General features: G+C 51.8%; 21 protein-coding genes. 12 read left to right on the forward strand and 9 right to left on the reverse strand.

The features are described from left to right. The first annotated feature begins 10 nt into the window (after nt 1–10). Nucleotides 11–2,224: a tRNA(Met) cytidine acetyltransferase TmcA gene (locus L975_RS12130; protein ID WP_052181451.1), complete on the forward strand. Its 2,214-nt coding sequence runs from the start codon at nt 11–13 to the stop codon at nt 2,222–2,224. Nucleotides 2,225–2,586: 362 nt separating this feature from the next. On the opposite strand, the gene L975_RS12135 is transcribed toward L975_RS12130, so the two are convergent. The 4 genes from L975_RS12135 to L975_RS12150 form a co-directional block, all read right to left on the reverse strand. After that, on the reverse strand, nt 2,587–2,943 hold the full coding sequence (locus L975_RS12135) for a DUF2897 family protein (protein ID WP_047708856.1): 357 nt from the start codon (nt 2,941–2,943) through the stop codon (nt 2,587–2,589). A gap of 72 nt (nt 2,944–3,015) precedes the next feature. Continuing rightward, on the reverse strand, nt 3,016–3,699 hold the full coding sequence (locus L975_RS12140) for a M15 family metallopeptidase (protein WP_230400811.1): 684 nt from the start codon (nt 3,697–3,699) through the stop codon (nt 3,016–3,018). After that, complete coding sequence (gene dapE, locus L975_RS12145) at nt 3,696–4,823, reverse strand: succinyl-diaminopimelate desuccinylase (protein WP_047708858.1); 1,128 nt, start codon at nt 4,821–4,823, stop codon at nt 3,696–3,698. Before dapE ends, L975_RS12140 begins: the two co-directional genes overlap by 4 nt. A 63-nt stretch (nt 4,824–4,886) precedes the next feature. Further along, nucleotides 4,887–5,240 (reverse strand): ArsC family reductase, encoded by a 354-nt coding sequence (locus L975_RS12150; RefSeq protein WP_047708859.1) that lies wholly within the window; start codon nt 5,238–5,240, stop codon nt 4,887–4,889. 283 nt (nt 5,241–5,523) lie between these two features. Between L975_RS12150 and L975_RS12155 the strand changes: the two genes are divergently transcribed. The 6 genes from L975_RS12155 to L975_RS12180 all read left to right on the forward strand — a co-directional run bounded on the left by L975_RS12155 (nt 5,524) and on the right by L975_RS12180 (nt 9,499). Continuing rightward, a complete protein-coding gene (locus L975_RS12155; RefSeq protein WP_047708861.1) occupies nt 5,524–5,808 on the forward strand; it encodes a helix-turn-helix domain-containing protein in 285 nt (94 codons plus the stop codon). 572 nt (nt 5,809–6,380) lie between these two features. Further along, nucleotides 6,381–6,809: a GNAT family acetyltransferase gene (locus L975_RS12160; protein ID WP_010862341.1), complete on the forward strand. Its 429-nt coding sequence runs from the start codon at nt 6,381–6,383 to the stop codon at nt 6,807–6,809. After that, a complete protein-coding gene (locus tag L975_RS12165; RefSeq protein ID WP_047708863.1) occupies nt 6,802–7,290 on the forward strand; it encodes a DUF2919 domain-containing protein in 489 nt (162 codons plus the stop codon). Before L975_RS12160 ends, L975_RS12165 begins: the two co-directional genes overlap by 8 nt. 129 nt (nt 7,291–7,419) lie before the next feature. Then, a complete protein-coding gene (locus L975_RS12170) occupies nt 7,420–8,001 on the forward strand; it encodes a DUF1131 family protein (RefSeq protein ID WP_047708865.1) in 582 nt (193 codons plus the stop codon). Between the two features lie 49 nt (nt 8,002–8,050). After that, nucleotides 8,051–8,959 carry a Dyp-type peroxidase gene (locus L975_RS12175; protein WP_010862338.1) on the forward strand — a complete coding sequence of 303 codons (909 nt, stop codon included), beginning with the start codon at nt 8,051–8,053 and terminating at the stop codon, nt 8,957–8,959. Between the two features lie 204 nt (nt 8,960–9,163). Then, on the forward strand, nt 9,164–9,499 hold the full coding sequence (locus L975_RS12180) for a hypothetical protein (protein ID WP_047708867.1): 336 nt from the start codon (nt 9,164–9,166) through the stop codon (nt 9,497–9,499). Nucleotides 9,500–9,598: 99 nt separating this feature from the next. On the opposite strand, the gene crr is transcribed toward L975_RS12180, so the two are convergent. From crr to cysK, 4 genes are all read right to left on the reverse strand, one after another. Further along, on the reverse strand, nt 9,599–10,108 hold the full coding sequence (gene crr, locus L975_RS12185) for a PTS glucose transporter subunit IIA (RefSeq protein WP_010862336.1): 510 nt from the start codon (nt 10,106–10,108) through the stop codon (nt 9,599–9,601). A gap of 72 nt (nt 10,109–10,180) precedes the next feature. After that, nucleotides 10,181–11,908, reverse strand: a complete 1,728-nt coding sequence (gene ptsI, locus L975_RS12190) for a phosphoenolpyruvate-protein phosphotransferase PtsI (protein ID WP_047708869.1) — start codon at nt 11,906–11,908, stop codon at nt 10,181–10,183. Between the two features lie 57 nt (nt 11,909–11,965). After that, nucleotides 11,966–12,223, reverse strand: a complete 258-nt coding sequence (gene ptsH / locus L975_RS12195) for a phosphocarrier protein Hpr (protein WP_010862334.1) — start codon at nt 12,221–12,223, stop codon at nt 11,966–11,968. Between the two features lie 331 nt (nt 12,224–12,554). Beyond that, nucleotides 12,555–13,523, reverse strand: a complete 969-nt coding sequence (gene cysK, locus L975_RS12200) for a cysteine synthase A (RefSeq protein WP_010862333.1) — start codon at nt 13,521–13,523, stop codon at nt 12,555–12,557. Nucleotides 13,524–13,909: 386 nt separating this feature from the next. Between cysK and L975_RS12205 the strand changes: the two genes are divergently transcribed. Continuing rightward, a complete protein-coding gene (locus L975_RS12205; protein ID WP_047708870.1) occupies nt 13,910–15,031 on the forward strand; it encodes a beta-ketoacyl-ACP synthase III in 1,122 nt (373 codons plus the stop codon). A 108-nt stretch (nt 15,032–15,139) separates the two neighbouring features. Here the strand turns inward: L975_RS12205 and cysZ are convergent, their stop codons facing one another. Continuing rightward, a complete protein-coding gene (gene cysZ, locus L975_RS12210; protein ID WP_039044627.1) occupies nt 15,140–15,898 on the reverse strand; it encodes a sulfate transporter CysZ in 759 nt (252 codons plus the stop codon). 388 nt (nt 15,899–16,286) lie between these two features. Between cysZ and zipA the strand changes: the two genes are divergently transcribed. From zipA to L975_RS12230, 4 genes are all read left to right on the forward strand, one after another. Continuing rightward, on the forward strand, nt 16,287–17,162 hold the full coding sequence (gene zipA, locus L975_RS12215) for a cell division protein ZipA (RefSeq protein WP_039044626.1): 876 nt from the start codon (nt 16,287–16,289) through the stop codon (nt 17,160–17,162). Between the two features lie 86 nt (nt 17,163–17,248). Beyond that, the gene (gene ligA, locus L975_RS12220) at nt 17,249–19,261 is read left to right on the forward strand and encodes an NAD-dependent DNA ligase LigA (RefSeq protein WP_039044625.1); all 2,013 of its coding nucleotides are present in this window, start codon (nt 17,249–17,251) and stop codon (nt 19,259–19,261) included. Nucleotides 19,262–19,767: 506 nt separating this feature from the next. Further along, nucleotides 19,768–21,231, forward strand: a complete 1,464-nt coding sequence (locus L975_RS12225) for an OprD family outer membrane porin (RefSeq protein ID WP_039044624.1) — start codon at nt 19,768–19,770, stop codon at nt 21,229–21,231. Between the two features lie 305 nt (nt 21,232–21,536). Continuing rightward, nucleotides 21,537–21,740 carry a hypothetical protein gene (locus L975_RS12230; RefSeq protein ID WP_039044623.1) on the forward strand — a complete coding sequence of 68 codons (204 nt, stop codon included), beginning with the start codon at nt 21,537–21,539 and terminating at the stop codon, nt 21,738–21,740. Nucleotides 21,741–22,068 lie beyond the last annotated feature (328 nt).

The raw sequence follows: 22,068 nt of genomic DNA on the forward strand, positions 1-22,068 counted from the left end.
AAGGTTCGGCGTGGATATTCAACTGCAACAGATGACCGACGAGTTACGCCAGCGCGGACATCGTCAGCTGTGCTGCCTGAGCGGCAGTGCAGCATGGACCGCCGCGCAGGCGCAGCGTTTTTTACATGCGCTGCCCGGTGACTGGTTGCAGTTGGTGCCCGAGCTTCCTACTCCCAATATGGCGAGTGCGGATAGTGTATTGCCGTTTGGCATGGCGACGCCCGCCATTTCATTTCGCGCCGCGCGCACCTTGCTTGGTCAGGAATTTACTCACGCCCTGTTTGATGCGCGGCAAGGATTGGATGCCGAGGCACTCGCCATTGTGGCTGGCGCCTTAGCGGCGGGCAGTTGGTTACTGCTTTTGGTTCCCGATTGGCAGCAATGGCCGACGACTCCCGATTGCGACAGCGTACGTTGGTCTGAGCAACCCCGCGCCATTGCAACGCCTAATTTTGTGCGGCATTGTCAGCAAACCTTGCTGCAATCACCAGCGCTGTTGTGGCGTGAGGGGTCATCGGGGGAGTCTGTGCCTGCGTTTGAAGCGAACACACGGCCTTCTTCCTTGAAACGCCACGCGGCGGCCAGTACTCGGTGGTCCGCGCCCAATGGACAACCGACAGCCGATCAGCAGCGTTTATTGCAGCAGTTGCTGCACGGCGAGCCGGGCATTTATTGCCTGACGGCCGATCGCGGACGGGGAAAATCCACCTTGGCGGGGATGCTGGCGTCGCGTTGGGGGGCAGTGCATCCGAAAGCGACGTTGTGGGTGACGGCGCCGAAACGCGCTGCTTGCGATCAGCTACTGCAGCGCAGTGGCGAGCAAACCGAATTTATCGCACCGGATGCATTGCTGGCGCGTTGCCAACAGGCCGTATCAACTGATGCACCGCTGGCTGATTGGCTGATTGTGGATGAAGCGGCCGCCTTGCCCGCACCACAGCTGCGTGCCTTGCTACCCTATTTTCGCCGCTGTTTGTTGCTGACTACCGTGCAAGGGTATGAAGGCACCGGACGTGGTTTTTTACTTAAATTTTGCGCCGAGCTGCAAGCATCCGGTGCGCCGTGGCATGCGTTAAGTTTGTCCGCGCCGGTGCGTTGGGCCGTAGGCGATCCCTTAGAATCCACCATTGCCGACTTATTATTGCTCGATGCCGAGCTGCAATTGGCTCCGGCTTCCGTACATTCTTTGCCCGTGGATTGCGCGCCAGCTTCACCCCCCATATCTGGCATCTCGGTACAGCCTTATCAAGCGGCGCAATTAGCCGCTGAGCCTGCGTTGTTGCAGCGATTTTATGGCTTGCTGACCGGTGCGCATTACCGCACCAGTCCGTTGGATTTACGCCGTTTGCTGGATGCGCCACAGCAACAATTCTGGCTAGCGCAAACGCCAGAACAACAGGTTCCGGCTGCCGCTTGGTTAGTGCCGGAGGGCGGATTGAGCGCCGAGCTGGCGCAAGCCATCTGGCGTGGTGAGCGACGTCCGCGCGGTAATTTGTTGGTGCAGTCTTTAGCGGCGCATGCTGGGGTCGCGCACGCCTGCCAGCTGCGTTCGCTACGTGTGAGTCGGATTGCGGTGTTACCGGATTGGCGGCGTTTGGGGTTGGCATCGTCATTGCTGGAAACCGTCTGGGCGGCAGCTGTGCAGCAGCAACAGGATTTTGTGTCGGTGAGTTTTGGTTTTACTCCGGCGTTATGGGCATTTTGGCAGCGCTGCGGTTTTCATCTGGTGCGTATCGGCACGCAAAAAGAGTCGAGCAGTGGCTGCTATGCCGCGATGGCGATCCGACCTTGTTCCAGCGCTGGACAGCAGCTGTTAGTGCAGGCGCAAGCTGATTTCGCGCGGCGCTGGCCGCACCAAGTGACGGCCGATTGGATGGATTGGCCGGCAGAGTATGCTCTGGATGAGCTTTCGCACTCGCAAGAAACTCATGCGCACAGTGTCGCATCAGTGGATTGGTCGCTGGATAGCGCCGATTGGTGCGAGCTGCAGGGCTTTGCCTATGCGCATCGTCCGATAGAAGCCAGTTGGGCGGCTTTACAGCGTTTATTGTGTCTGGCTTTACCTGAACCGTTACCACTGCTGAGCCGGCGACTGTTACAACGTCAAAGTGTGGCGCATATTGTGCAGGAATGTGGCTTACACGGCCAAAAGGCGTGGTTACAGGCATGTCGGCAGGAAGTGGCGGCTTACTTGCAATCGCGCGGTATTTCGCCGCTGGGATAAACAGATAATGACTGTAATTAATAGAATGTAAGCGAAAGGTCAACAAAGCAAAAGGACAAAAAAGACAAAAGAAAAGTCAGCGCACTGCAGAAGATTAGGGAGGAGAGGCAGTGCGCTGGAAAGTGAGTCTCTGCGGTTTACGCCCCAGAATCGGAGGTAAATTCGCAGTCGGCTACGGGTGTATCATTTTCAGACGTCACAGGCCATGCGGCCTGATGTTCCGAATATTCGGCGAGCGCTTTTTCATACTCATCTTGGTATGTCATGCAGATCCTCATCCGTTGTAATAATTGTTGCAAGAATAGCCGTTTTCTCCAGCGGGGGAAGGGCATACGCGACAGAAACGTGATGTATTCCCGAACTTATACCAAGTCATTGTTATGATTGTGATCTTGTTTCCTGACTGCCTTTTCCCGTTGCGCTGCGGTTACATTTTGTTCTGTGCTCAGCGTCGGTTGTGGCACATTTGCCGCCGTGGGGGATGGTGGCGCTGACGGCGCTGCTTTGGATGTATCAGGGGAAGTGTCAGGCGTATTGCCATCACTGGCATCGGCGCTGTCGTCCGTATGGGGCTCTACTGGCGTGTCTGTATCTCGCTGGGTCGGCGCTCTGCCGCGCGGAAATTTCATATTAGCGGTGACGCGCAGCGCCGCCAGATTGCCACCAATAAAGGCAATCACTAAAAAGATAATGAACCAGCCTTTGTCCAATAGATCCATGCGGCGCTCCTTGCGGACTCGGCAGACTATCCTGACCCGTTGATGGTGCGATAGCGCTAGCCGGTTTTGCCGTTACATGCTGGGCAGATTTTGCACATAGCGACGAAATAACGCGGGTAGATGTGCTTGCAACGTATCGCTACCGGCGATCTCCTCGTGCTCCCAAGCCTCTAATAACAGCGCTGGCGTTAGCTGCTCGGCCAGTTTTTCGGCCACTGGATGATAGCTGATATGCCACGGCTCCGCCGCGACACCACCATGATCATGCAAAAATGGCCGACAAAAATCATAGTGGGCCAAATGCTCATCCAGCCATGCAGACAACTCACTGAAATAGCCGCCCGGCTGATATTCCCACGGCTCGAGTTGGAGTGCCGTGCCTGCGGGCAGGGCATCAGGATCGTACACATCAATCTCGGTACCCCAGTGATGGCGACTGGCACCCGGCAAAGCTGACCAACGCAAAATCTTACGACAGCGCTCCAACGGCGCAAGCTGCAGCACATCGACATTGTTGCCCGCATCGTCATGTACGCGTCGTTGGCCGTGGTATTTGCTGTTCCAGATCAGTTGCTGACGCGAAAAATCGCGAAAACTGCTGGCCGGTTGCAGATTAAAACCACTGCGGGCCGCTGCCTGTTGGAGAGCCAAAAACGCCGGTAGTGCCGCGTGGTGCAAAGCATGCCGTTCATTGAAGGCCGACAAATGAGCGCGGTCTTTTCCGGTCAGGCAGGCAGCCGGCAGTGAGTTCATCATGGTAATATTTTCTCCAAAATCCGCTGATAAATCAGCGTCAGTTGCTCCAGATCGTCCACGCTGACACATTCATTGACTTTGTGAATGGTGGCATTGACTGGCCCCAGCTCGACCACTTGGGTGCCCATGCGGGCGATAAAACGTCCATCGGAGGTACCGCCGGTGGTCAGTAATTGGGTGGTTTGGCCGGTGTGTTCGGCAATGGCGGCAGACACCGCATCCACCAGAGGGCCTGTTGGCGTTAAAAAGGGCTGACCAGAGATCACCCAGTCAATTCGGTGCGGTAAATCATACTCGGCCAGTAATGCGGCTACCCGCTGCTGAATTTGGTTATCGGTAACCTCAGTGCTAAAGCGCAGGTTAAACTGCACGTACAGCTCGCCAGGGATCACGTTATTACTGCCGGTTCCGGCCTGAATATTGGCAATTTGCAAGCTGGTGGGTGGGAAAAAGGCATTACCCTGATCCCACTCGATAGCGGTCAGCGCTTGCAAGAATGGCAACGCCTTGTGCACCGGGTTATCCGCCAGATGCGGGTAGGCCACATGGCCTTGAATACCCTGAATGTACAAGTTAGCGGTCATCGAGCCGCGGCGGCCATTTTTAACCACATCGCCGACCCGCTCGGTGCTAGATGGCTCCCCCACCAGACAATAATCAATCATCTCGTGGCGCTGTTGCAGGGTTTCCACCACTTTCACCGTGCCGTTGATGGCGCTGGCTTCTTCATCTGAGGTTAGCAAGAACGCCAGTGAACCGCTGTGTTGGGGATGGGCAGCGACAAAGCGCTCGGCGGCCACCACCATCGCAGCCAGTGAGCCTTTCATGTCGGCGGCGCCGCGCCCGTATAACATGCCATCGCGGATCTGCGGCGTAAAAGGGTCTGACTGCCACGAATTAGTATCCCCTGCAGGGACCACATCGGTATGGCCGGCAAAGGCAAAGCACGGGCTGGCTGTACCGCGGCGCGCCCATAAATTCAGGGTATCGCCAAAGGGTAACCACTCCAGCGTAAAGCCCGCTGCGGCCAAGCGCTCAGCCAACAGCGTCTGGCAACCTGCATCCTGCGGGCTGACCGACGGGCTGCGGATCAGTGCGCAGCTTAAATCAACAACACTACTCATTACGTGATGCACTCCCTGTAAACGTGGGTGGTTAGCGGTATGACGATGCCATTCACTATGCCATTAATTGGCTGGGCAAAACACCTGCTGATAATCGGCTTCTTTGAAACCGAGCCAGTACTGGCCATTGTGCGCCAATAACGGGCGTTTGATGAGCGCAGGATGCGACACCATCAGGGCGATGGCTTGCTCTTCGGTGGTGACCTGCTTGGTCTCTTCAGGTAAGCCACGCCACGTGGTGCCACGGGTATTGAGCAGGGGCTGCCAACCGAGCTGCGCGATAGCTGGTGCGAGTAGTGCAGCATAAACGCCATCGGCGCGGTAGTCATGAAATTGGTAAGGGATGTTGTTTTGCTCCAGCCAGCGGCGGGCTTTTTTGATGGTGTCGCAGTTTTTGATCCCGAAGAGGGTGGTCATAGCGTGCTCTCTTTTAGTCAGTAAAGTCGGTCACCCGTAACAATACGGGCTAGCGGTGAAGCCTCTTTTTGCCACTGCTGCTTGGGGGCAAAGGCGGAGAAGGCTTACCGTTTAGGTGATTATTTTTATGGGGATTTCTTTGGTTCAGCGTTTATACCGTGTGAAGCAGCGCCGGTAAAGCAAAGACAAAATGTCCTGCTGCTCACAGTTATTCATTTTCGCCGCGCAGGGGGGCGACGGCAGTGGAATAATAGAGCATATAAATTTTGCTAGGGAGTGCATTATGACGTTAAACCCTGTGTTTGCCCGTCGTTTATATTTATGTCATCTGTTAGCGGTGACCGAACGGCCTAATATTCCCTGTTTAATGGAGATAACCGGCTGGCCACGACGCACCTTGCAGGATGTCATGGCGGCGTTACCGGGTCTGGGTGTCGACGTTCGCTTTGTGCAGGACGGTGTGCGCAATAATGATGGCTATTATCAGATCTCGGATTGGGGCCCGCTGCAACAACCGTGGATCACGGAGCACCTGCCGCTGATTTGCGCCGCGCTGGATAAATCCTGATTTCCTCAGGTGTGGCTGATACACAGCGTACGCGCGTGGTGAAGCGCGCAGCTTCGGCGGCAAGCGGGAAACCGGCTACCGCCGAAGGAAAAGATGGCTGACCACCGCTTATCGGTGCATCGTGATGAGCCACTCATAGGCATCTCTTCGGTGTGATTTCGTGGTTACTGCTGTTTTGTCTTTTCTGTTTTCTCTTCTTCTTTCTTCTTGTTCTTTGTTTTATCCCTTGTGGTCTCATCTTTGTGTTTCCGTCTTTTCGCTATTAACCTCTTTACCGTGATTTTTATCCACTATTTTTGGGGGCGTTAACGCATTTACGAGGGGATCTTTTGGCATGTTACGTTTGGCGTACGACAAGGTGTGGCAGAGCACATTAGCGGCCGGAGGTGCGCTTTGTGGGATGGAGCGCGCTGTTCGCTGGCTTTTTTAAGTTTTTTTGCACTCCAGACCGAGGCAGATCTCAGTGGTTATGCTAAGTTACGCCCTTTCGGCTAATAAGAATTGCATGGCATTTCGGTCATGCTGATAATTGTATAATAATCAAACAGCTTAACGAGTGTTCGGATAAGGTTATGGAAATTCGCGTTTTCAGACAGAGTGATTTTGAAGAGGTTTTAACCTTGTGGGATCGGTGCGATGTGGTTCGGCCATGGAACGATCCTGAGCTCGATATTGAACGCAAAGTGCATGCGGGTGCGGATCTGTTTTTGGTGGCCGAAGTAGCTGGCGAAGTGATTGGCACCATTATGGGCGGTTATGATGGCCATCGTGGCTGGGTGAACTATCTGGCGGTGCATCCGGACTACCGCGGGCGCGGAATTGCCAATGCGCTAGTGAATCGGGTGGAGAAAAAGCTGATTGCACGTGGCTGCCCGAAAATCCATCTGCTGGTACGCGAAGAAAATCAGGCCGTGATCAGCATGTATGAAAAGCTTGGCTACGATATTCAAGACACCATCTGCTTAGGCAAGCGCTTGATAGAAGATAGCGTGGATGAGTAAAACCGCCGACCCGTGCCTATACGCGCCGGATGATTATGACCAGCATGGCTGGCTACGTTTACCGCTCTGGTATTGGACGATTTTGGTGCTGCAAGCCAAAACTTGGGCGCTGTTTTTGATTGCCGGCGCGTCGCGCGATACCGGCGATCGCCTGTTGCGATTGTTTTATCCGCAAACCGATGATTTTTGGCTCGGCATGATGATTGGCCTACCGGCGGTAGCGCTCTTTTTGCTGGCCGGGCGTCGTCAGCATTGGCCACGTTTGTGGCGCAGCAGCCGACGTTTGTTGCCAGTGATGCTGGTGGGCGATCTGCTGTTATCGCTTAAAACGCTACTTTTGGCGCCGGCTGATTTTTCGCTAACGGCGGCGACCTTCTCGGTGCTGACGCTATGGGCGCTGCTGTATGTGCTGCGTAGCCGTCGTTTAGCCTGCTGTTTCATCTTTCCGGCGCATACCTCTTCCTCTTCAGCATCAAACTAGCCAGTGCCATGGCTGCCTATATTACCGACAACCGCAAAAGGATAATTGTCTGGTAAGATAGCTGTACTGCGTATCCGTTAGCGCCACATTGCCATCCTGGCAGTGCTGGCCACTACCAGGGAGTACCGAATGAAGCGTCCTGTATGGATGATAGTTTTCCCTCTGCTGCTGTCTGGCTGTAGCAGCCTCGGCGTCAGCAATTGGATGCCAACGAGTTGGTTTGGCAGTAGCGATACCGTGACCGGCGACAGCGTGCTGGGCTTGGATGCAGATACCCCCGTCACCCGCGATGCCATCAGCCGCCAATTAGGCGATGGATTTCAGATCCGCACCGGCATGCAATCCAATGGGGCCGATGTGCTGCCGTATGCTGAAGTGCGACAAAATGACGCCCGTGTGATGACCGTGAACGGCAAAGCCGACGGTCAGATATCGTCAGTGGATATCGATAGCCCTGAGATTAAAACCGAATGGGGAACCCATGTCGGTAGCCGGTTCAGCGATATCTATCCTAAAGCGCTCGGAGCCAATTGCAAAATCGGACAAACCGAGGTGGACTCGGCGGTGATTTGCCAAGCGCCACAAGATCAGCGCATTCGTTACGTTTTCAGTGGTGAATGGGATGGCCCGCAAACCTTGCTTCCACCGGATGCAACATTGCGTGACTGGCAGATAAAACGGATTATCTGGCAGGCCGCTCCGGCACCGTAATTGTTAACTGATACCAAGCATGACAAGCAGAATAAAACAGGAGAACAGTATGACCATTGCACAAAGCGGAATTGTACCGGAGGGTAGTCGCTTTGCCATGTTCCTTGTCTTACATGTTGAACAGGGTGTTTCCCGGGTGCGCGATATTGCCAAGCAGTTCCCGGCGATGGTGCAGCAGTATGCGGAGAGCGATCCACAAGCCGAGCTGTCTGGAACTTGGGCCTTTGGTGAAGCGCTGTGGCGCACACTGGCAGGGGATGAAGAAGCGCCAGAGCTGAAGTCTTTTGTTGAGCTGGGCGAAGCGCCTTATTTGGCGCCGTCTACGCAAGAAGATCTGTTTATCCACATTCACTCTCAGCGTCACGACCTGAACTATGCGCTCGCACAAGCGGTTCTCAATGCCTTAGGCGATTGTGTTACCGTTACGGATGAGCAGCACGGTTTCCGTTATCTGGATGCTCGTGACATGACCGGCTTTATTGATGGCACTGAAAACCCGCACGGGGATGAGGCTCGTCAGCAAGTGGGCGTGATTGAAGAAGGTCCGGATCAGGGCGGCAGCTATATTCTGGTGCAGCGCTACGCGCATAACTTGCCAAAATGGCATGCACAAAGCGAAGAGGATCAGGAAAAGACCATTGGCCGTACTAAGGTTGACAGTGAAGAGTTAGAGCCAGAGCAACGCTTTGCCAACTCACACGTTAGCCGCGTCGATCTGAAAGAAGAGGGCAAGGGGCTGAAAATCCTGCGTCACAGCCTGCCTTATGGCAAAGTCAGTGATGAACATGGTCTGTACTTCTGTGCTTACTGCCATTCCCTGCGAAACATTGAGCAGCAATTGCTGAGCATGTTTGGTGGCATGGAAGATGGCCAGTACGATCGCCTGCTGAAGTACACCCGTGCCGTGACCGGCGGCTACTATTTTGCCCCGTCACGTACTCGTCTTGAGCAACTGTGAAGCGATTCAGTGCTGAGTTTTGAAAACGAATTTCGTTTTCTTCCACTTTTAGCCCGCTCTTCGGTAGAATAATGCGCGTTATCGCGCATTTTTTATGTCGGCCGCCTTTTTGTTGCCGACCCGTCATGTTTAGCTCTCAGACAAAACAGACTGAAAGTGTGCGAGATACCCTCTGAAACCCGAAGATAACAATGAGCTAGGGATATGGTGACCAAACTGAAATCCGGTAAACAACGTCAACTGTTTGAGCTGTTAATGCAATCCGGCCCGCTGGCCGTTTCGGCCATGATGGATGGTGTGCGGGTTCGCCTGCAAGGCCATTGCCAATTGGCTGCCAGCGCGCAAGGCGATCGCCTGCTGGTGGGAGATAGCGGCTGTCAGCTGGATATTGACTGGCGTCAGGTCAACCGGCTGGAAGTGGCAGCCGATCGTGCTGATACGCTGAGCTTTTATAACGGACAGAAGTTGCTGTTTGCCCTGCAACATCCAACGGCAGCATTTTCACCTGCCATTTTGGAGATGGAAGGTAACCTGCTGTAAGGCGGTGTTCGCTTCTGACCCTGCTGTCGCGTGATGAAAATCAGCCATAAAAAAAGCCATCCCGTGGGATGGCTTTTCTGGTTTAGCTGTTAGGCCGCATTACTTTTTAATGCGCAGAACCGGAGTTTCACCTACGGTTACGTTACCAGACAGCTTAACCATCTCCTTGATTTCATCCATATTGGAGATAACCACTGGAGTCAGGGTAGATTTTGCTTTCGCTTCCAGAACGGCCAGATCAAATTCAATCACTGGATCGCCCATCTTCACGCGCTGGCCTTCTTCAGCGATACGCTTGAAGCCTTCGCCTTTCAGCTCAACGGTGTCAATACCGAAGTGTACGAACAGCTCAATACCGCTGTCAGATTCGATAGAGAACGCATGGTTGGTTTCGAAGATCTTACCAATAGTACCGTCAACCGGTGCAACCATCTTGTTACCGGCCGGCTTGATGGCAATACCATCACCTACGATTTTCTCAGCAAATACCACATCAGGCACATCTTCGATGTTTACGATTTCACCTGACAACGGCGCAAAAATCTCAATGCTGCCGGCATCGCTGGTATCATCGGAAACCAGTTTCTTCAACTTATCGAACAGACCCATAGTATTCTCCTAATTATCGGTAATTATTCGGCTTGATAGTGCTAACTTAGTGTACTTGCACGTTCAGCACAATCAGCAAAGTGCTTTTTCTTCCAGAAACTTGTTAATCAGCTCCATAATATCCGCTGCCGTAGGCTGCGCCAAAGCATGTTCTGCCAGCGCTTTAGCATCTTCAAAGTTCACGTTACGGATCACTTTTTTGATGCGCGGAATGGAAATGGCACTCATGCTGAACTCATCAAGCCCCATACCGAGCAGCAGCACTGCCGCGCGCTCATCGCCGGCCAGCTCGCCACACATACCGGTCCACTTCCCTTCTTTGTGCGAGGCATCAATAACCTGCTTGATCAGGGTCAGAACCGCTGGTGTCATCGGATTGTAGAGGTGAGAGATCAGCTCATTACCCCGATCTACGGCCAGTGTGTACTGGGTCAAATCGTTGGTGCCGATACTGAAGAAATCGACTTCTTTCGCCAGATGGTGTGCGATCGCCGCTGCAGCCGGGGTTTCAACCATCACACCGACTTCGATGCTCTCGTCAAACGCATGGCCTTCTGCGGTCAGCTCCAGTTTCAGGGCATCCAGTTCGGCACGCAGGGTGCGAACTTCTTCCACGGAAATCACCATTGGGAACATGATACGCAGCTTACCAAAGGCGGAAGCACGCAGGATGGCACGCAGCTGAGTACGCAGGATTTCTCTACGATCCAAGCAGATACGAATTGCACGCCAGCCCAAGAATGGGTTCATTTCTTTTGGCAGGTTCAGATAAGGCAAGTCCTTATCACCACCGATGTCCATGGTACGGATGATAACCGCTTGGCTGCCCATTGCTTCGGCAACCGCTTTGTAGGCGGCAAACTGCTCTTCTTCGGTTGGCAGCGCATCGCGATCCATAAACAGGAATTCGGTACGGTACAGACCAACGCCTTCACCGCCGTTACGCTCAACACCATCAACATCACGTACGGTACCGATGTTACCGCACACTTCAACCTGATGACCGTCCAGCGTCATGGCTGGCAGATCTTTGAGCTTAGCCAGCTCGGCTTTCTCATTGGCGTAACGAATTTGCGTCTCTTTCAGCTGTTCGATTTGCGCCGCAGTCGGGTTGATGTAGATAGCGTTGTTCAGCGCATCCAGTACCAGATAGTCACCGGATTTAACCTGCTGAGTTACATTGTTGGTACCCACGATCGCTGGCAGCTCTAAAGAGCGCGCCATGATAGAGGTGTGGGATGTCCGGCCACCGATGTCGGTGACGAAACCTAAAACTTTGTCCAGATTCAGCTGCGCAGTTTCTGAAGGAGTCAGGTCGTTAGCAACCAGAATCACTTCTTCACTGATGGCACCCAAATCAACGATGTCCATGCCGAGCACGTTTTTCAGCAAACGCTTACCGATGTCACGCACGTCAGCCGCACGCTCTTTCAGGTACTCATCATCCAGCTCTTCCAGAGCCTGAGCCTGACCTTCGATAATGGCATAAATCGCCGCTTCTGCAGAAGCTTTGTTGTCCTTAATGTAGGCTATGATTTCCTGCTCTAGCTCTTCATCTTCCAGCAGCATGATGTGACCTTCGAAGATGGCTTCCTTTTCTTCGCCCAGAGTCACGGCTGCTTTTTGTTTGATCGCTTCCAATTGGGCAGATGCTTTCGTCCGACCGGTTAAGAAACGGGCAACTTCGTTGTCCAACTCAGAGTCGGCCAGTGTTGCGCGGTTGATAACAATCTCGTCTTCTTTCAGCAGTAATGCCTTACCAAAAGCGATACCCGGTGATGCCAAGATGCCTGAAATCATAGCCCTACCTATCTAAAAATCTGTGTCAGTGACGCGTTCTTAAGAGTACAGCCGAGATTACTCGAGTTCAGCCATCAGCTTAACCAGGTGCTCTACCGCATTCTTCTCATCCGCACCTTCTGCTGCGATGGTCACTACGGTGCCCTGAGTCAGGCCCAGAGTTTGCAGCTTGAACAGGCTCTTAGCGCTGGCGCTTTTGCCGTTGGAGCTGACAGTAATGTCAGAGGTGAACTCTTTCGCTTCTTTCACAAACTGAGCGGCTGGACGAGTGTGCAGACCATTTGGAGCAGTGATAGTAACTTGTTTCTCAAACATAATATGTCATCCCAATGAGTGAAGATTATCCGTTAATTAGCGACGCCAACTAACGTCAACCTGTCTTGTTATTAAATGATAGTCGATGAAACTGAAACGTAAATTGATCCCTGTTAACCACTCACATTCTACATCAATCAGCATTGTATAAGATTATCCATGCTGCACAGGAACGTTGTAGTCAGGAGAATAATTTTACGCACTAAAAAAATTGATTGGTTTAATACAAGAGAGGGCACAATAAATCAATAACAGGAGAGGTAGAAGTTAGCACTCGCGCACAAAAAGGCATCAAAAATGATGCCTTTTTGTTCATTTCAGTAAAATGGCATTACTGTTGCATTTCTTTTTCAGTGAACATGTCGGCAAAGAGTGCGGTACTCAGATAGCGCTCACCAGACGATGGCAGGATCACCACGATGGTTTTATCGGCAAACTCTGGCAGGGCGGCCAGCTTGTTGGCGGCGGCCACGGCGGCACCGGATGAGATCCCCGCCAAAATGCCTTCTTCTTCCATCAGACGACGCGCCGTGGAGATAGCTTCTTCGTTGGTGATTTGCTCCACGCGGTCAATCAGGCTCAAATCCAGGTTTTTCGGGATAAAGCCGGCGCCAATGCCTTGAATTTTATGCGGGCCCGGTTTGATCTCTTCCCCTGCCAACGCTTGGCTGATCACCGGTGAGTCTTTTGGCTCGACCGCCACAGAAATCACCGCTTTGCCGCGGGTGTTTTTCAGATAACGGCTAACCCCTGTCAGGGTACCGCCGGTGCCAACGCCAGCGACAAACACATCCACTTGACCATCGGTATCTTCCCAGATTTCTGGGCCGGTGGTTTTTTCATGAATTTCTGGGTTGGCTGGGTTATTAAATTGTTGCAGCAGAACGTAGCGATCTGGCTCGGCCGCCACAATCTCTTCGGCTTTGGTGATCGCGCCTTTCATGCCTTTGGCGCCTTCGGTCAGGATCAGGTTCGCGCCTAGCGCTTTGAGCAGTTTGCGACGCTCCAGACTCATGGTTTCTGGCATGGTCAGGGTCAAACGGTAACCACGTGCAGCGGCGACATAAGCCAGAGCAATCCCAGTATTGCCACTGGTGGGCTCAATCAGCTCTTTGTCTTTGGTCAGGATGCCGCGTTTTTCGGCATCCCAGATCATGTTGGCACCAATCCGGCATTTCACGCTGAAGCTAGGGTTACGGGATTCCACTTTGACCAGCACATTGCTCGGGCCGACGCGGTTCAGGCGTACCAGCGGGGTATGACCAATGGTTTGTGAATTGTCGGCAAAAATTTTGCTCATAATCTGTTCCTTCCGCTAACGTTTTCAGTATGTCAGTTATCTTGTTATAAACAGTTTCATCCCCAAAACCCAGCACTGAACCGCGAGTAACCTGCCTTGGCAGACTGATCAGAGAAGCTATGCAGTACTGTTGAGAATCAGCATACGCTGACCGGCCACGATGAAAAGAAAAGAATCGTCATATCCTTATGTGATTTCTGCAATTAGTAGGTTTCCCCGTGCCCAGCCCCGCAATCTTGCATGCGGTTACTCGACATTTATTAACCTACACGTAATCTTAAGATCACGTTTTATGCTTTGCAGCGCGTAACGGTAGGCCATGAGAGCTGCTTGACGCCTGCGGGGTAGTCGATGTCGAACAGGATGTGCTCCGAGAGGAACCGGTTATGCAGGAAGTTGTGATCAGCGGCTCAGGTCTGTACACCCCACCATATCGCATCAGTAATGACGAATTGGTGGACGCGTTTAATCGCTATGTTGAGCGCTATAATCAGGAAAACTACGGAGCAATTCAGGCTGGACAAATACAGCCATTGCAACCTTCGAGTGCTGAGTTTATCGAGAAAGCCTCCGGGATCCAGCAACGCTATGTGATGACGCGGCAGGGTATTTTGGATCCTGAAATCATGCAGCCGCTGTTGGCCGAGCCGAGTAACGATCAACCTTGTTTGATGGCGCAGATGGCGGTAGCGGCGGCGCAAGACGCGCTACGTCAGGCCTCCTTGAAAGCAGACGATATCGATCTGGTGATTGTTGCCGCGTCCAACCTACAGCGCGCTTATCCGGCGATTGCCATTGAAGTGCAACAGCTACTGGGCACCCACGGCTACGCCTTTGATATGAATGTGGCTTGCTCATCGGCAACTTTTGGTATCAGTCAGGCAATGGATGCGATTTTGTCCGGGATGGCTACGCGGGCATTGGTGATTAATCCTGAAATTTGCAGTGGCCACGTTAATTTCTGTGATCGGGATTCACATTTTATCTTTGGGGATGCTTGTACCGCGGTAGTACTGGAGCAGCGAGAGCTAAGTAATAATACGCAAGCGTTTGTGATCGTAGACCGGGTGCTGCAAACGCAATTTTCCAACAATATTCGCAATAACTTTGGTTTCTTGAACCGAACTCATCCACAAACCCAGTTTGATAGGGATAAATTGTTTGTGCAGGAAGGGCGCAAAGTCTTCAAAGAAGTTCTGCCGCTGGTGTGTACGCTGCTGGAAAATCAACTCAGCCGCGCAGGTTTGCGCGCTGAAAATCTTAAGCGCTTGTGGCTGCATCAGGCCAACAGCAACATGAATGGATTTATTGCTCGCAAGATTTTGGGTCGTGAGCCAACCCCAGAAGAGGCGCCGCTGATCCTGAACGAATTTGCCAATACCAGTTCAGCCGGTTCTGTGATTGCGTTTCATCGTTATCACGCCGATTTTAAGTCCGGTGAGCTTGGGATCTTATGCTCTTTTGGCGCCGGTTATTCTGCCGGCTCTCTGTTGCTGCGCCGCTTATAATTGCGCAGCTCGACCAGCGAACAACGGCATCAACAAAATAAAAAGCCCCAAAAGGGGCTTTTTATTTTTGCGTTTGCGGTTTGCTATTAGGGCGCTGCTCACGCGCAGTTATTCGGCAAACTTACCTTTGAGCTCTGGCCGGTAGCAATCCACCCACATGGCCGTAGCGCCGCAAACGGCAACCGGCATGATCACCAGATTGAGCAGTGGGATCATGGTGCATGCGCTGATTAAAGCACCAAAACCTAAGCTGGTCAGGCGGCGCTGCTTGAGGGCATCGCGCATGGTGGCAAACGGCACTTTGTGGTTATCAAAAGGATAGTCCGCGTATTGCACGGCCAGCATCCACGCAGTCAGTAAAAACCACAGCACTGGTGCCAAGGTCTGCCCAATCACGGGAATAAAGTACAGCAGCAGTAGCGCCAGCACTTTGGGTAGGTAATAGGTCAGCTTGCGCACTTCACGCCGTAAAATACGAGGCACGTCGCGCAGCAGCGTCATCACGCCGGTAACGGGCGGCTCTTCGCCAGTCAGTCTGGCTTCCAATTGCTCTGCTAACAGGCCATTGAATGGGGACGCAATGATATTAGCGATAGTGCTGAAAAAATAACCGAACAGCAGCAAGATACTGATCACCGCCAATGGCCACAGCAGATAGTTCAGCCATTGCAGCCATTCTGGAACGTGGCTGAGTAAGCGATCGATCCAACTGCCCAGATGTAACATCAGGGCGTAAAACGAGCCGCCCAGCAGCAAGATGTTGACGAGAAGCGGCAAAATCACATATCGCCGGATCCCGGGTAAGAAAGCCAGCCGCCATCCTTGCAGAAAATAGCTCATCCCATTTTGTGTCAGCGCTTTGTGCATAAATTAAGATATCCGCTCTGTACCTGAATATTGGCATCATAGCGACTGTGCGTCAGTGATTCTAGATGAGTGATTTTAGAACAGTGATTCTCAATATCCCCTACGCCTTGTCAGTATTGATGTATTGGGCATACAGTTGCTGGGTACACTGTCTGGGTGGTCAGAAAGGGCGAGTGCGTCGAGGCGTAACGAGACGGTTGCAAATACGTCAGGCAAAATGGTGCTTAATTAGACAAAAACGACGATAAAATTTTATTAACCGTCCAGAAATCTTGCTCAGTACTTGAAGAGCGCTGCACTAACACATAAAGTTAGCAGCAGTAACAGCTATGTATGATGCATAGTGTGTGTGGCATAGCCAGAACAGCGGACTGAAGAGATACCAGCGATGCAGGATTTGCGTCTGATTTTAATTGTGGTGGGAGCGATTGCGATCGCTGCCTTGTTATTGCATGGATTGTGGGCAAGCCGCAAGGAAAAACCAACAGTCTTCGGGAGTAAACCGGTTAAGCGGCTGAAAAAGACACCGCCTCCGCCGGCTGCGGAAAGTGAATATGACGATGACGGCATCGGTGCCGTGCGCGTGGTCACCCCGAGTGCTGCGGTATCTCAGGAACCAACGTTCTCTGCCACCAGTGCCGATGAGACCGCGTATATGGACGAGGCAGACGATCCGTTAGCTGCGCGTCCTCGTGAGCCGGAGGTGCGTGTCGCAACCCCTGAGCCATCGGTAACGGTACGTGCGCCACAAGAGCGTGTGGAGCCGGTGATTGCGCCAGTTGAAGAAGCGCCGGTACAACCGGTACAAACTGTCGCGGCGCAGCCAGCGCCAGAACCGGAGCCAAAGCGGCCAACCAGCGATGTGCTGGTACTGAACGTTTCGGCGCATCACGGTCAGGTGATCGATGGTGAGCGTCTGCTCAATAGCTTGCTGCAACTGGGTTTCCATCACGGTGAAATGTCTATTTTCCACCGTCATGTGGATCCGATGGGCAATGGCCCAGTGCTGTTCAGTTTGGCCAACATGGTTAAGCCGGGAACATTTGATGTGGCGCAGATGCACCATTTCACCACGCCGGGCGTCACGATGTTCATGCAGATCCCTTCTTATGGGGATGCGGGTCAGAACTTTAAATTGATGCTGCAGGCCGCTCAGCGTATTGCTGATGATGTGGGCGGGCTGGTGCTGGATGATGAGCGCCGGATGTGGACGCCGCAAAAGACCGAAGAATACAAAGTTCGCATTAAAGCGGTCTGTGCATAACCAAATCGTGATGCATCAGGCTGACAGGGTTTAAAACGAATAAAACCCCCGCACTGCGGGGGTTTTTCTCATTACGGGGCAGGAATATGGCGAAGACCACCGCACAACAGATTTTGGCATTGCGCGCAGAGCTGCGTCACCACGAATACCTTTACTATGTTCTGGATCAGCCGTCAGTCCCCGATGCGGAATATGACCGCTTGATGCAGCAATTACGCGCATTGGAAGAGGCGCATCCTGAGCTCATCACCGCGGATTCGCCAACACAGCGAGTTGGTGGCAAGGCGCTCACCGGTTTTGCGCAGGTGCAGCATGAAGTGCCGATGTTGTCGCTGGATAATGCCTTTAATGCCGAAGACTTTTTGGCATTTCAAAAGCGGGTTACCGATCGTTTAGGCGATGCCACCGCGCTGACCTATTCTTGTGAGCCGAAGCTCGATGGGCTCGCGGTCAGTATTTTGTATGTTGACGGCGTATTGACCCAAGCTGCGACTCGAGGCGATGGCACTACCGGTGAAGATATTACTGCCAACGTACGCACCATCCGCAATGTGCCTTTACGCTTAAGTGGCGATTATCCACCGCGTCTGGAAGTGCGTGGCGAAGTGTTTATGACCCGTGACGGATTTGAGCGCTTAAACGAGCAGGCTCAGCGCCGCGGAGACAAAACCTTTGCTAACCCGCGTAATGCTGCTGCCGGCTCACTGCGTCAGTTAGACAGCAATATTACCGCGCAACGGCCATTAGCCTTCAATGCCTATGGTTTGGGTGTTGTTGAGGGCGCTACGCTGCCGGACAGCCACGTTGCACGTTTGCAATATCTACAAGCTTTAGGGGTCCCAGTCAGCCAAGAAGTGCGTCAAGTCACCGGCGGTGAAGCGGTGATTGATTATTACCACGCGATTCAGGCCAAACGCGACCAGCTGAATTTTGATATTGATGGCGTTGTGATCAAGGTTGATGCGTTAGCCTTGCAAGATCAATTGGGCTTTGTAGCTCGCGCGCCACGTTGGGCGATTGCCATCAAATTCCCCGCACAAGAAGAGATCACGCAGGTGCGCGATGTCGAGTTTCAGGTCGGGCGTACCGGCGCAATCACCCCAGTGGCTAAGCTTGATCCGGTGTTTGTCGGCGGTGTGACGGTCAGTAATGCCACCTTGCACAACGCCGATGAGATTACTCGTCTAGGCTTAATGATTGGCGATTATGTGGTGATCCGCCGCGCCGGTGATGTGATCCCTAAAATTGCTAGCGTGGTGCTGGAGCGGCGCCCAGAGCAGGTGCTCGCAGTGACATTCCCATCTCAATGCCCTGTGTGCCAGTCAGCTGTCGAGCGTATTGAAGGCGAGGCGGTTGCTCGCTGCAGCGGCGGCCTGATTTGTCCGGCGCAGCGCAAAGAGGCTCTGCGCCATTTTGCGTCACGCCGAGCACTGGATATCGAAGGGATGGGCGAGAAAATTGTCGATCAGCTCGTTGAACGTGAGTTGGTACATACGCCGGCTGATTTATTCCGTCTATCTTTAGCCGAGCTGACGCGCTTGGAGCGCATGGGGCCGAAGTCGGCGCAAAAGCTACTCAACGCCATTAATCATGCTAAGCAGACGACGTTCGCTCGTTTTCTGTATGCCCTTGGTATCCGTGAGGTGGGCGAGGCGACTGCCGCAAACCTAGCCGATCACTTTACAACGCTCGATGCCCTGCGCGCAGCCGATATTGAACACCTACAAGCGGTACCTGACGTAGGTACGGTGGTGGCAACCCATATCTATCATTTCCTGCGTGAGCCACATAATGCCAGCGTGATTGAGGATTTGTTGGTTTTGGGCGTGAACTGGCCGGATGCCATTAAACCGCAAGTCGCCGTTGAGTCACTTTTCAGTGGTAAAACGGTGGTGTTGACCGGAACCTTGACGCAAATGAGCCGCGACGAGGCGAAAAGTCGGATTCAAGCCATGGGCGGTAAAGTAACAGGTAGCGTATCAGCGAAAACCGATTTTCTGATCGCAGGTGAGGCGGCGGGCTCAAAGTTAACCAAAGCACAGTCGTTAGGGATCACCATTCTCACTGAAGATGAGTTTTTATCCCAATTTGCGAATTAATGTTTTTGCCGCAAATTAAGTCCCGCAGTCAGTGATTGGCTGCGGGTTTAATATTGGGAACAAGATCATAAAAGACGCATTTTTATAACAAATAACTGCGATGTGAATCATATAAATAAGCGTGCTAATAACGCAAGTTATGAACTCGGCACGCTTTATATTGGATAGGGTAATTTAATAACTTACTGTTTTTTAATGATTTAATCGTAATTCATTGATCTGCTTCGCATTTGAACCTGCCTATTTTAAATAGTTCCCCGCATGCCCTAATAAATTTTTGCACTCTGTCATAAATTTATAAAAATCACCCAAATACCCGTTGATGTTTTGCGCTGCAAAAGTACTCTTGTTATGTACCTACTGCCTCTCATACGGATAGATGAAGGCATTGCACGTTTACCCGTATGGGATTTCGGAAAAATTTTTCTTTGGGAGAGCTCTGGTTAGCGGTGGCGTCAAGTACTGACTAGAGAACGGATAAAATATCCAATAAATAGGAGTTCGTAATGGAAGCGAAGCAGTTTAAAGTTGCAGCACTGTCTTTAGCTGTATTTGGTGCTTTAGCATCAGGTTCAGTTATGGCACAGCAGGATGCTGAAGGCCCAGGGTATGCTGCCAGCTATGAAAAGTTTGTTGATGATTCCAAGCTGACCGGTGGCCTGTTCTACATGCAGCGTGATCGTGATCGCCGCTTACTGCCTCCTGGCTCCAGTGATGGTCCATATAGTCATAACTTAGCTCATTCGACCATTCAGGCAGCATTAAACTTTAATTCTGGCTATGCATGGGATTTTATTGGGTTAGATTTGGGTGGTTTTTACGCTTATGACTTGACCCAAGGCGGTACAGGCGTTGACCAAGAGAATGAGTTCTCATTTGCGGGTAACAAATGGGGCAGCAACTTTAAAGATGGTCAGCCGCACAAAGGCGCAAGCTTGAGTACGGCGGCTCTGAAATTTAAAGCTTTTGATGGTGTACTAACTGCCAAAGGTGGTTTAACTCAACTGTATGTGCCAGGTCTGATTGGTGTTAACTGGTCTTATCAGCCAGGTACTTACTTAGGTGGTCAGGCTGAGGTAAATTACGGTGGTTTGTATGTAACGGGGGCCTACGCTACAGAATATAAGGCACCTTGGTTCCGCGATACTCAGAAGTTCTCTCGCGCTAAACCATGGGCGACTCCATTTGCAGCAGAGAATACCATCGATTACATCTATGCGATTGCAGCGCGTTATACCTTTGAAAATGGCTTAGGCTTGACGGCTGGTTTTGGTCAGTCAGATAACTACATGGATAGTTATTTTGCTAAGGTTGCTTACAAGTTTGATGTACTGGGTGGTTTGAATACTAGCTATCAATTTTACGGTTCTAAAACTGAGACATACAAAGGTCCAAACGACAAAGGTGTGCTAGTTGACCTTGAAACCTATGATGGCTTAGCTTGGCAACAGGCGTTGACTGCATCTCTGAACTATGATCTATACGATTTCCGTGCAGAAGCACTCTTCACTAAAGCTGAAGGCTCTGAAGGTAACTATCTGCCGCGTCTGACTCGTGGCTATGGTAACTCTCAGGGGGCTAACGAAATTTGGTGGGATTCTCGCTCTGACTGGAACGCTAACAACGAAAAAGCATTGTTCTTGGGTGTGCAGCGTAAGCTGGATGATCTGATGGGGGCTCCAGGTTGGGCTGTTGGTGTATCCGGTGCTTACGGTTGGGATATGGAAAAAGGTGACGGAACTAAAGCATCCAATGGCGCGGATACTGAGTGGGCTGTTAACTTTGATGTGATGTATACCGTTCAAGAAGGCCTTGCAAAAGGTACTCTGTTCAAGCTGCATTACACCAATTACAACAACAATATTCCTAATGGTGGTAAAGAAGCAAGCGGTTGGACTGAACTGCCTAACGTATTTGCATCAGAGCATGATGTTAAATTCCAAGTCATCATGCCGCTGTCTTTCTTCTAAGAGCAGCCTTGATTACTGGAATCAAAAAAACCGCCTTCGGGCGGTTTTTTTATTAGTCTGTCTTTTTATTTATATATCACTCTTCGCCATAAAGCCCGCAGCAGATTTTTTCTAATTCAATCTAACAGTCTGATCTTAAAGTTTTTATCACTCATGGCTGAATTTCTGTGTGTGACTTATTTCGCGTTATCAATGCCACTTTGTTATTTTTTGCAGATAAAAATGCGGCAAAAATCATCTTGTGGGCTTAGCTTTATTAGTGACACATCCCGTTCTCATCGTGAGACATTATGAGGAGAGTTGATATGAAAGCACTTGCTGCAGGTGTATTAATGATTATGTCTTTGGCGGCTGGGGTAGCGGTTGCTGCGGATCAAACTCCGGTTGTGACCCAAACTCAGGCTGAGCTGGCCCCAGATAACTATCTGGTTCAGTTGTGTGTGGCAACATTACCAGGAGCAACTAACCTGGCTGATTGTGCCTCTAATAACGGTGCTGCTGGGCATTAATCAAGCGTTAGTACGCGTGGTATATACGAAGTCTGGTGTGGTATTGGCTGGGATCTTCCAATGTTGTCGCTATGGGATGGCGGGTGTCAGGTATATCCGTTGCTAACGAGGGCTGATAGCCGTTTTGATGTGTATGATGATGTTTAAATAAGCGGTCAATACAGTCTAACAGCTACAAAAAAAGCGCCTAATTAGGCGCTTTTTTTATTCGATAACCATACAAATGAATATTCAAATGATGTTCATCGACAGGAATATGGTGGGCGATACCGGGTTCGAACCAGTGACCCCCTCCTTGTAAGGGAGGTGCTCTCCCAGCTGAGCTAAT

It is taken from the genome of Plesiomonas sp. ZOR0011 (genome assembly GCF_000800945.1).
Lineage (GTDB): Bacteria > Pseudomonadota > Gammaproteobacteria > Enterobacterales > CAMTGL01 > Plesiomonas > Plesiomonas shigelloides.

Excerpts from the sequence above, each read along its gene's own strand:
- L975_RS12175 (WP_010862338.1), top strand. The coding sequence starts at position 8,051 with ATGACCATTGCACAAAGCGGAATTGTACCGGAGGGTAGTCGCTTTGCC.
- L975_RS12165 (WP_047708863.1), top strand. The coding sequence starts at position 6,802 with ATGAGTAAAACCGCCGACCCGTGCCTATACGCGCCGGATGATTATGAC.
- L975_RS12230 (WP_039044623.1), top strand. The coding sequence starts at position 21,537 with ATGAAAGCACTTGCTGCAGGTGTATTAATGATTATGTCTTTGGCGGCT.
- ptsI (WP_047708869.1), bottom strand. The coding sequence starts at position 11,908 with ATGATTTCAGGCATCTTGGCATCACCGGGTATCGCTTTTGGTAAGGCA.
- L975_RS12140 (WP_230400811.1), bottom strand. The coding sequence starts at position 3,699 with ATGATGAACTCACTGCCGGCTGCCTGCCTGACCGGAAAAGACCGCGCT.
- L975_RS12170 (WP_047708865.1), top strand. The coding sequence starts at position 7,420 with ATGAAGCGTCCTGTATGGATGATAGTTTTCCCTCTGCTGCTGTCTGGC.
- L975_RS12150 (WP_047708859.1), bottom strand. The coding sequence starts at position 5,240 with ATGACCACCCTCTTCGGGATCAAAAACTGCGACACCATCAAAAAAGCC.
- cysK (WP_010862333.1), bottom strand. The coding sequence starts at position 13,523 with ATGAGCAAAATTTTTGCCGACAATTCACAAACCATTGGTCATACCCCG.
- L975_RS12135 (WP_047708856.1), bottom strand. The coding sequence starts at position 2,943 with ATGGATCTATTGGACAAAGGCTGGTTCATTATCTTTTTAGTGATTGCC.
- zipA (WP_039044626.1), top strand. The coding sequence starts at position 16,287 with ATGCAGGATTTGCGTCTGATTTTAATTGTGGTGGGAGCGATTGCGATC.
- ligA (WP_039044625.1), top strand. The coding sequence starts at position 17,249 with ATGGCGAAGACCACCGCACAACAGATTTTGGCATTGCGCGCAGAGCTG.
- dapE (WP_047708858.1), bottom strand. The coding sequence starts at position 4,823 with ATGAGTAGTGTTGTTGATTTAAGCTGCGCACTGATCCGCAGCCCGTCG.
- L975_RS12155 (WP_047708861.1), top strand. The coding sequence starts at position 5,524 with ATGACGTTAAACCCTGTGTTTGCCCGTCGTTTATATTTATGTCATCTG.
- cysZ (WP_039044627.1), bottom strand. The coding sequence starts at position 15,898 with ATGCACAAAGCGCTGACACAAAATGGGATGAGCTATTTTCTGCAAGGA.
- L975_RS12160 (WP_010862341.1), top strand. The coding sequence starts at position 6,381 with ATGGAAATTCGCGTTTTCAGACAGAGTGATTTTGAAGAGGTTTTAACC.
- L975_RS12205 (WP_047708870.1), top strand. The coding sequence starts at position 13,910 with ATGCAGGAAGTTGTGATCAGCGGCTCAGGTCTGTACACCCCACCATAT.
- L975_RS12225 (WP_039044624.1), top strand. The coding sequence starts at position 19,768 with ATGGAAGCGAAGCAGTTTAAAGTTGCAGCACTGTCTTTAGCTGTATTT.
- L975_RS12180 (WP_047708867.1), top strand. The coding sequence starts at position 9,164 with ATGGTGACCAAACTGAAATCCGGTAAACAACGTCAACTGTTTGAGCTG.
- crr (WP_010862336.1), bottom strand. The coding sequence starts at position 10,108 with ATGGGTCTGTTCGATAAGTTGAAGAAACTGGTTTCCGATGATACCAGC.
- ptsH (WP_010862334.1), bottom strand. The coding sequence starts at position 12,223 with ATGTTTGAGAAACAAGTTACTATCACTGCTCCAAATGGTCTGCACACT.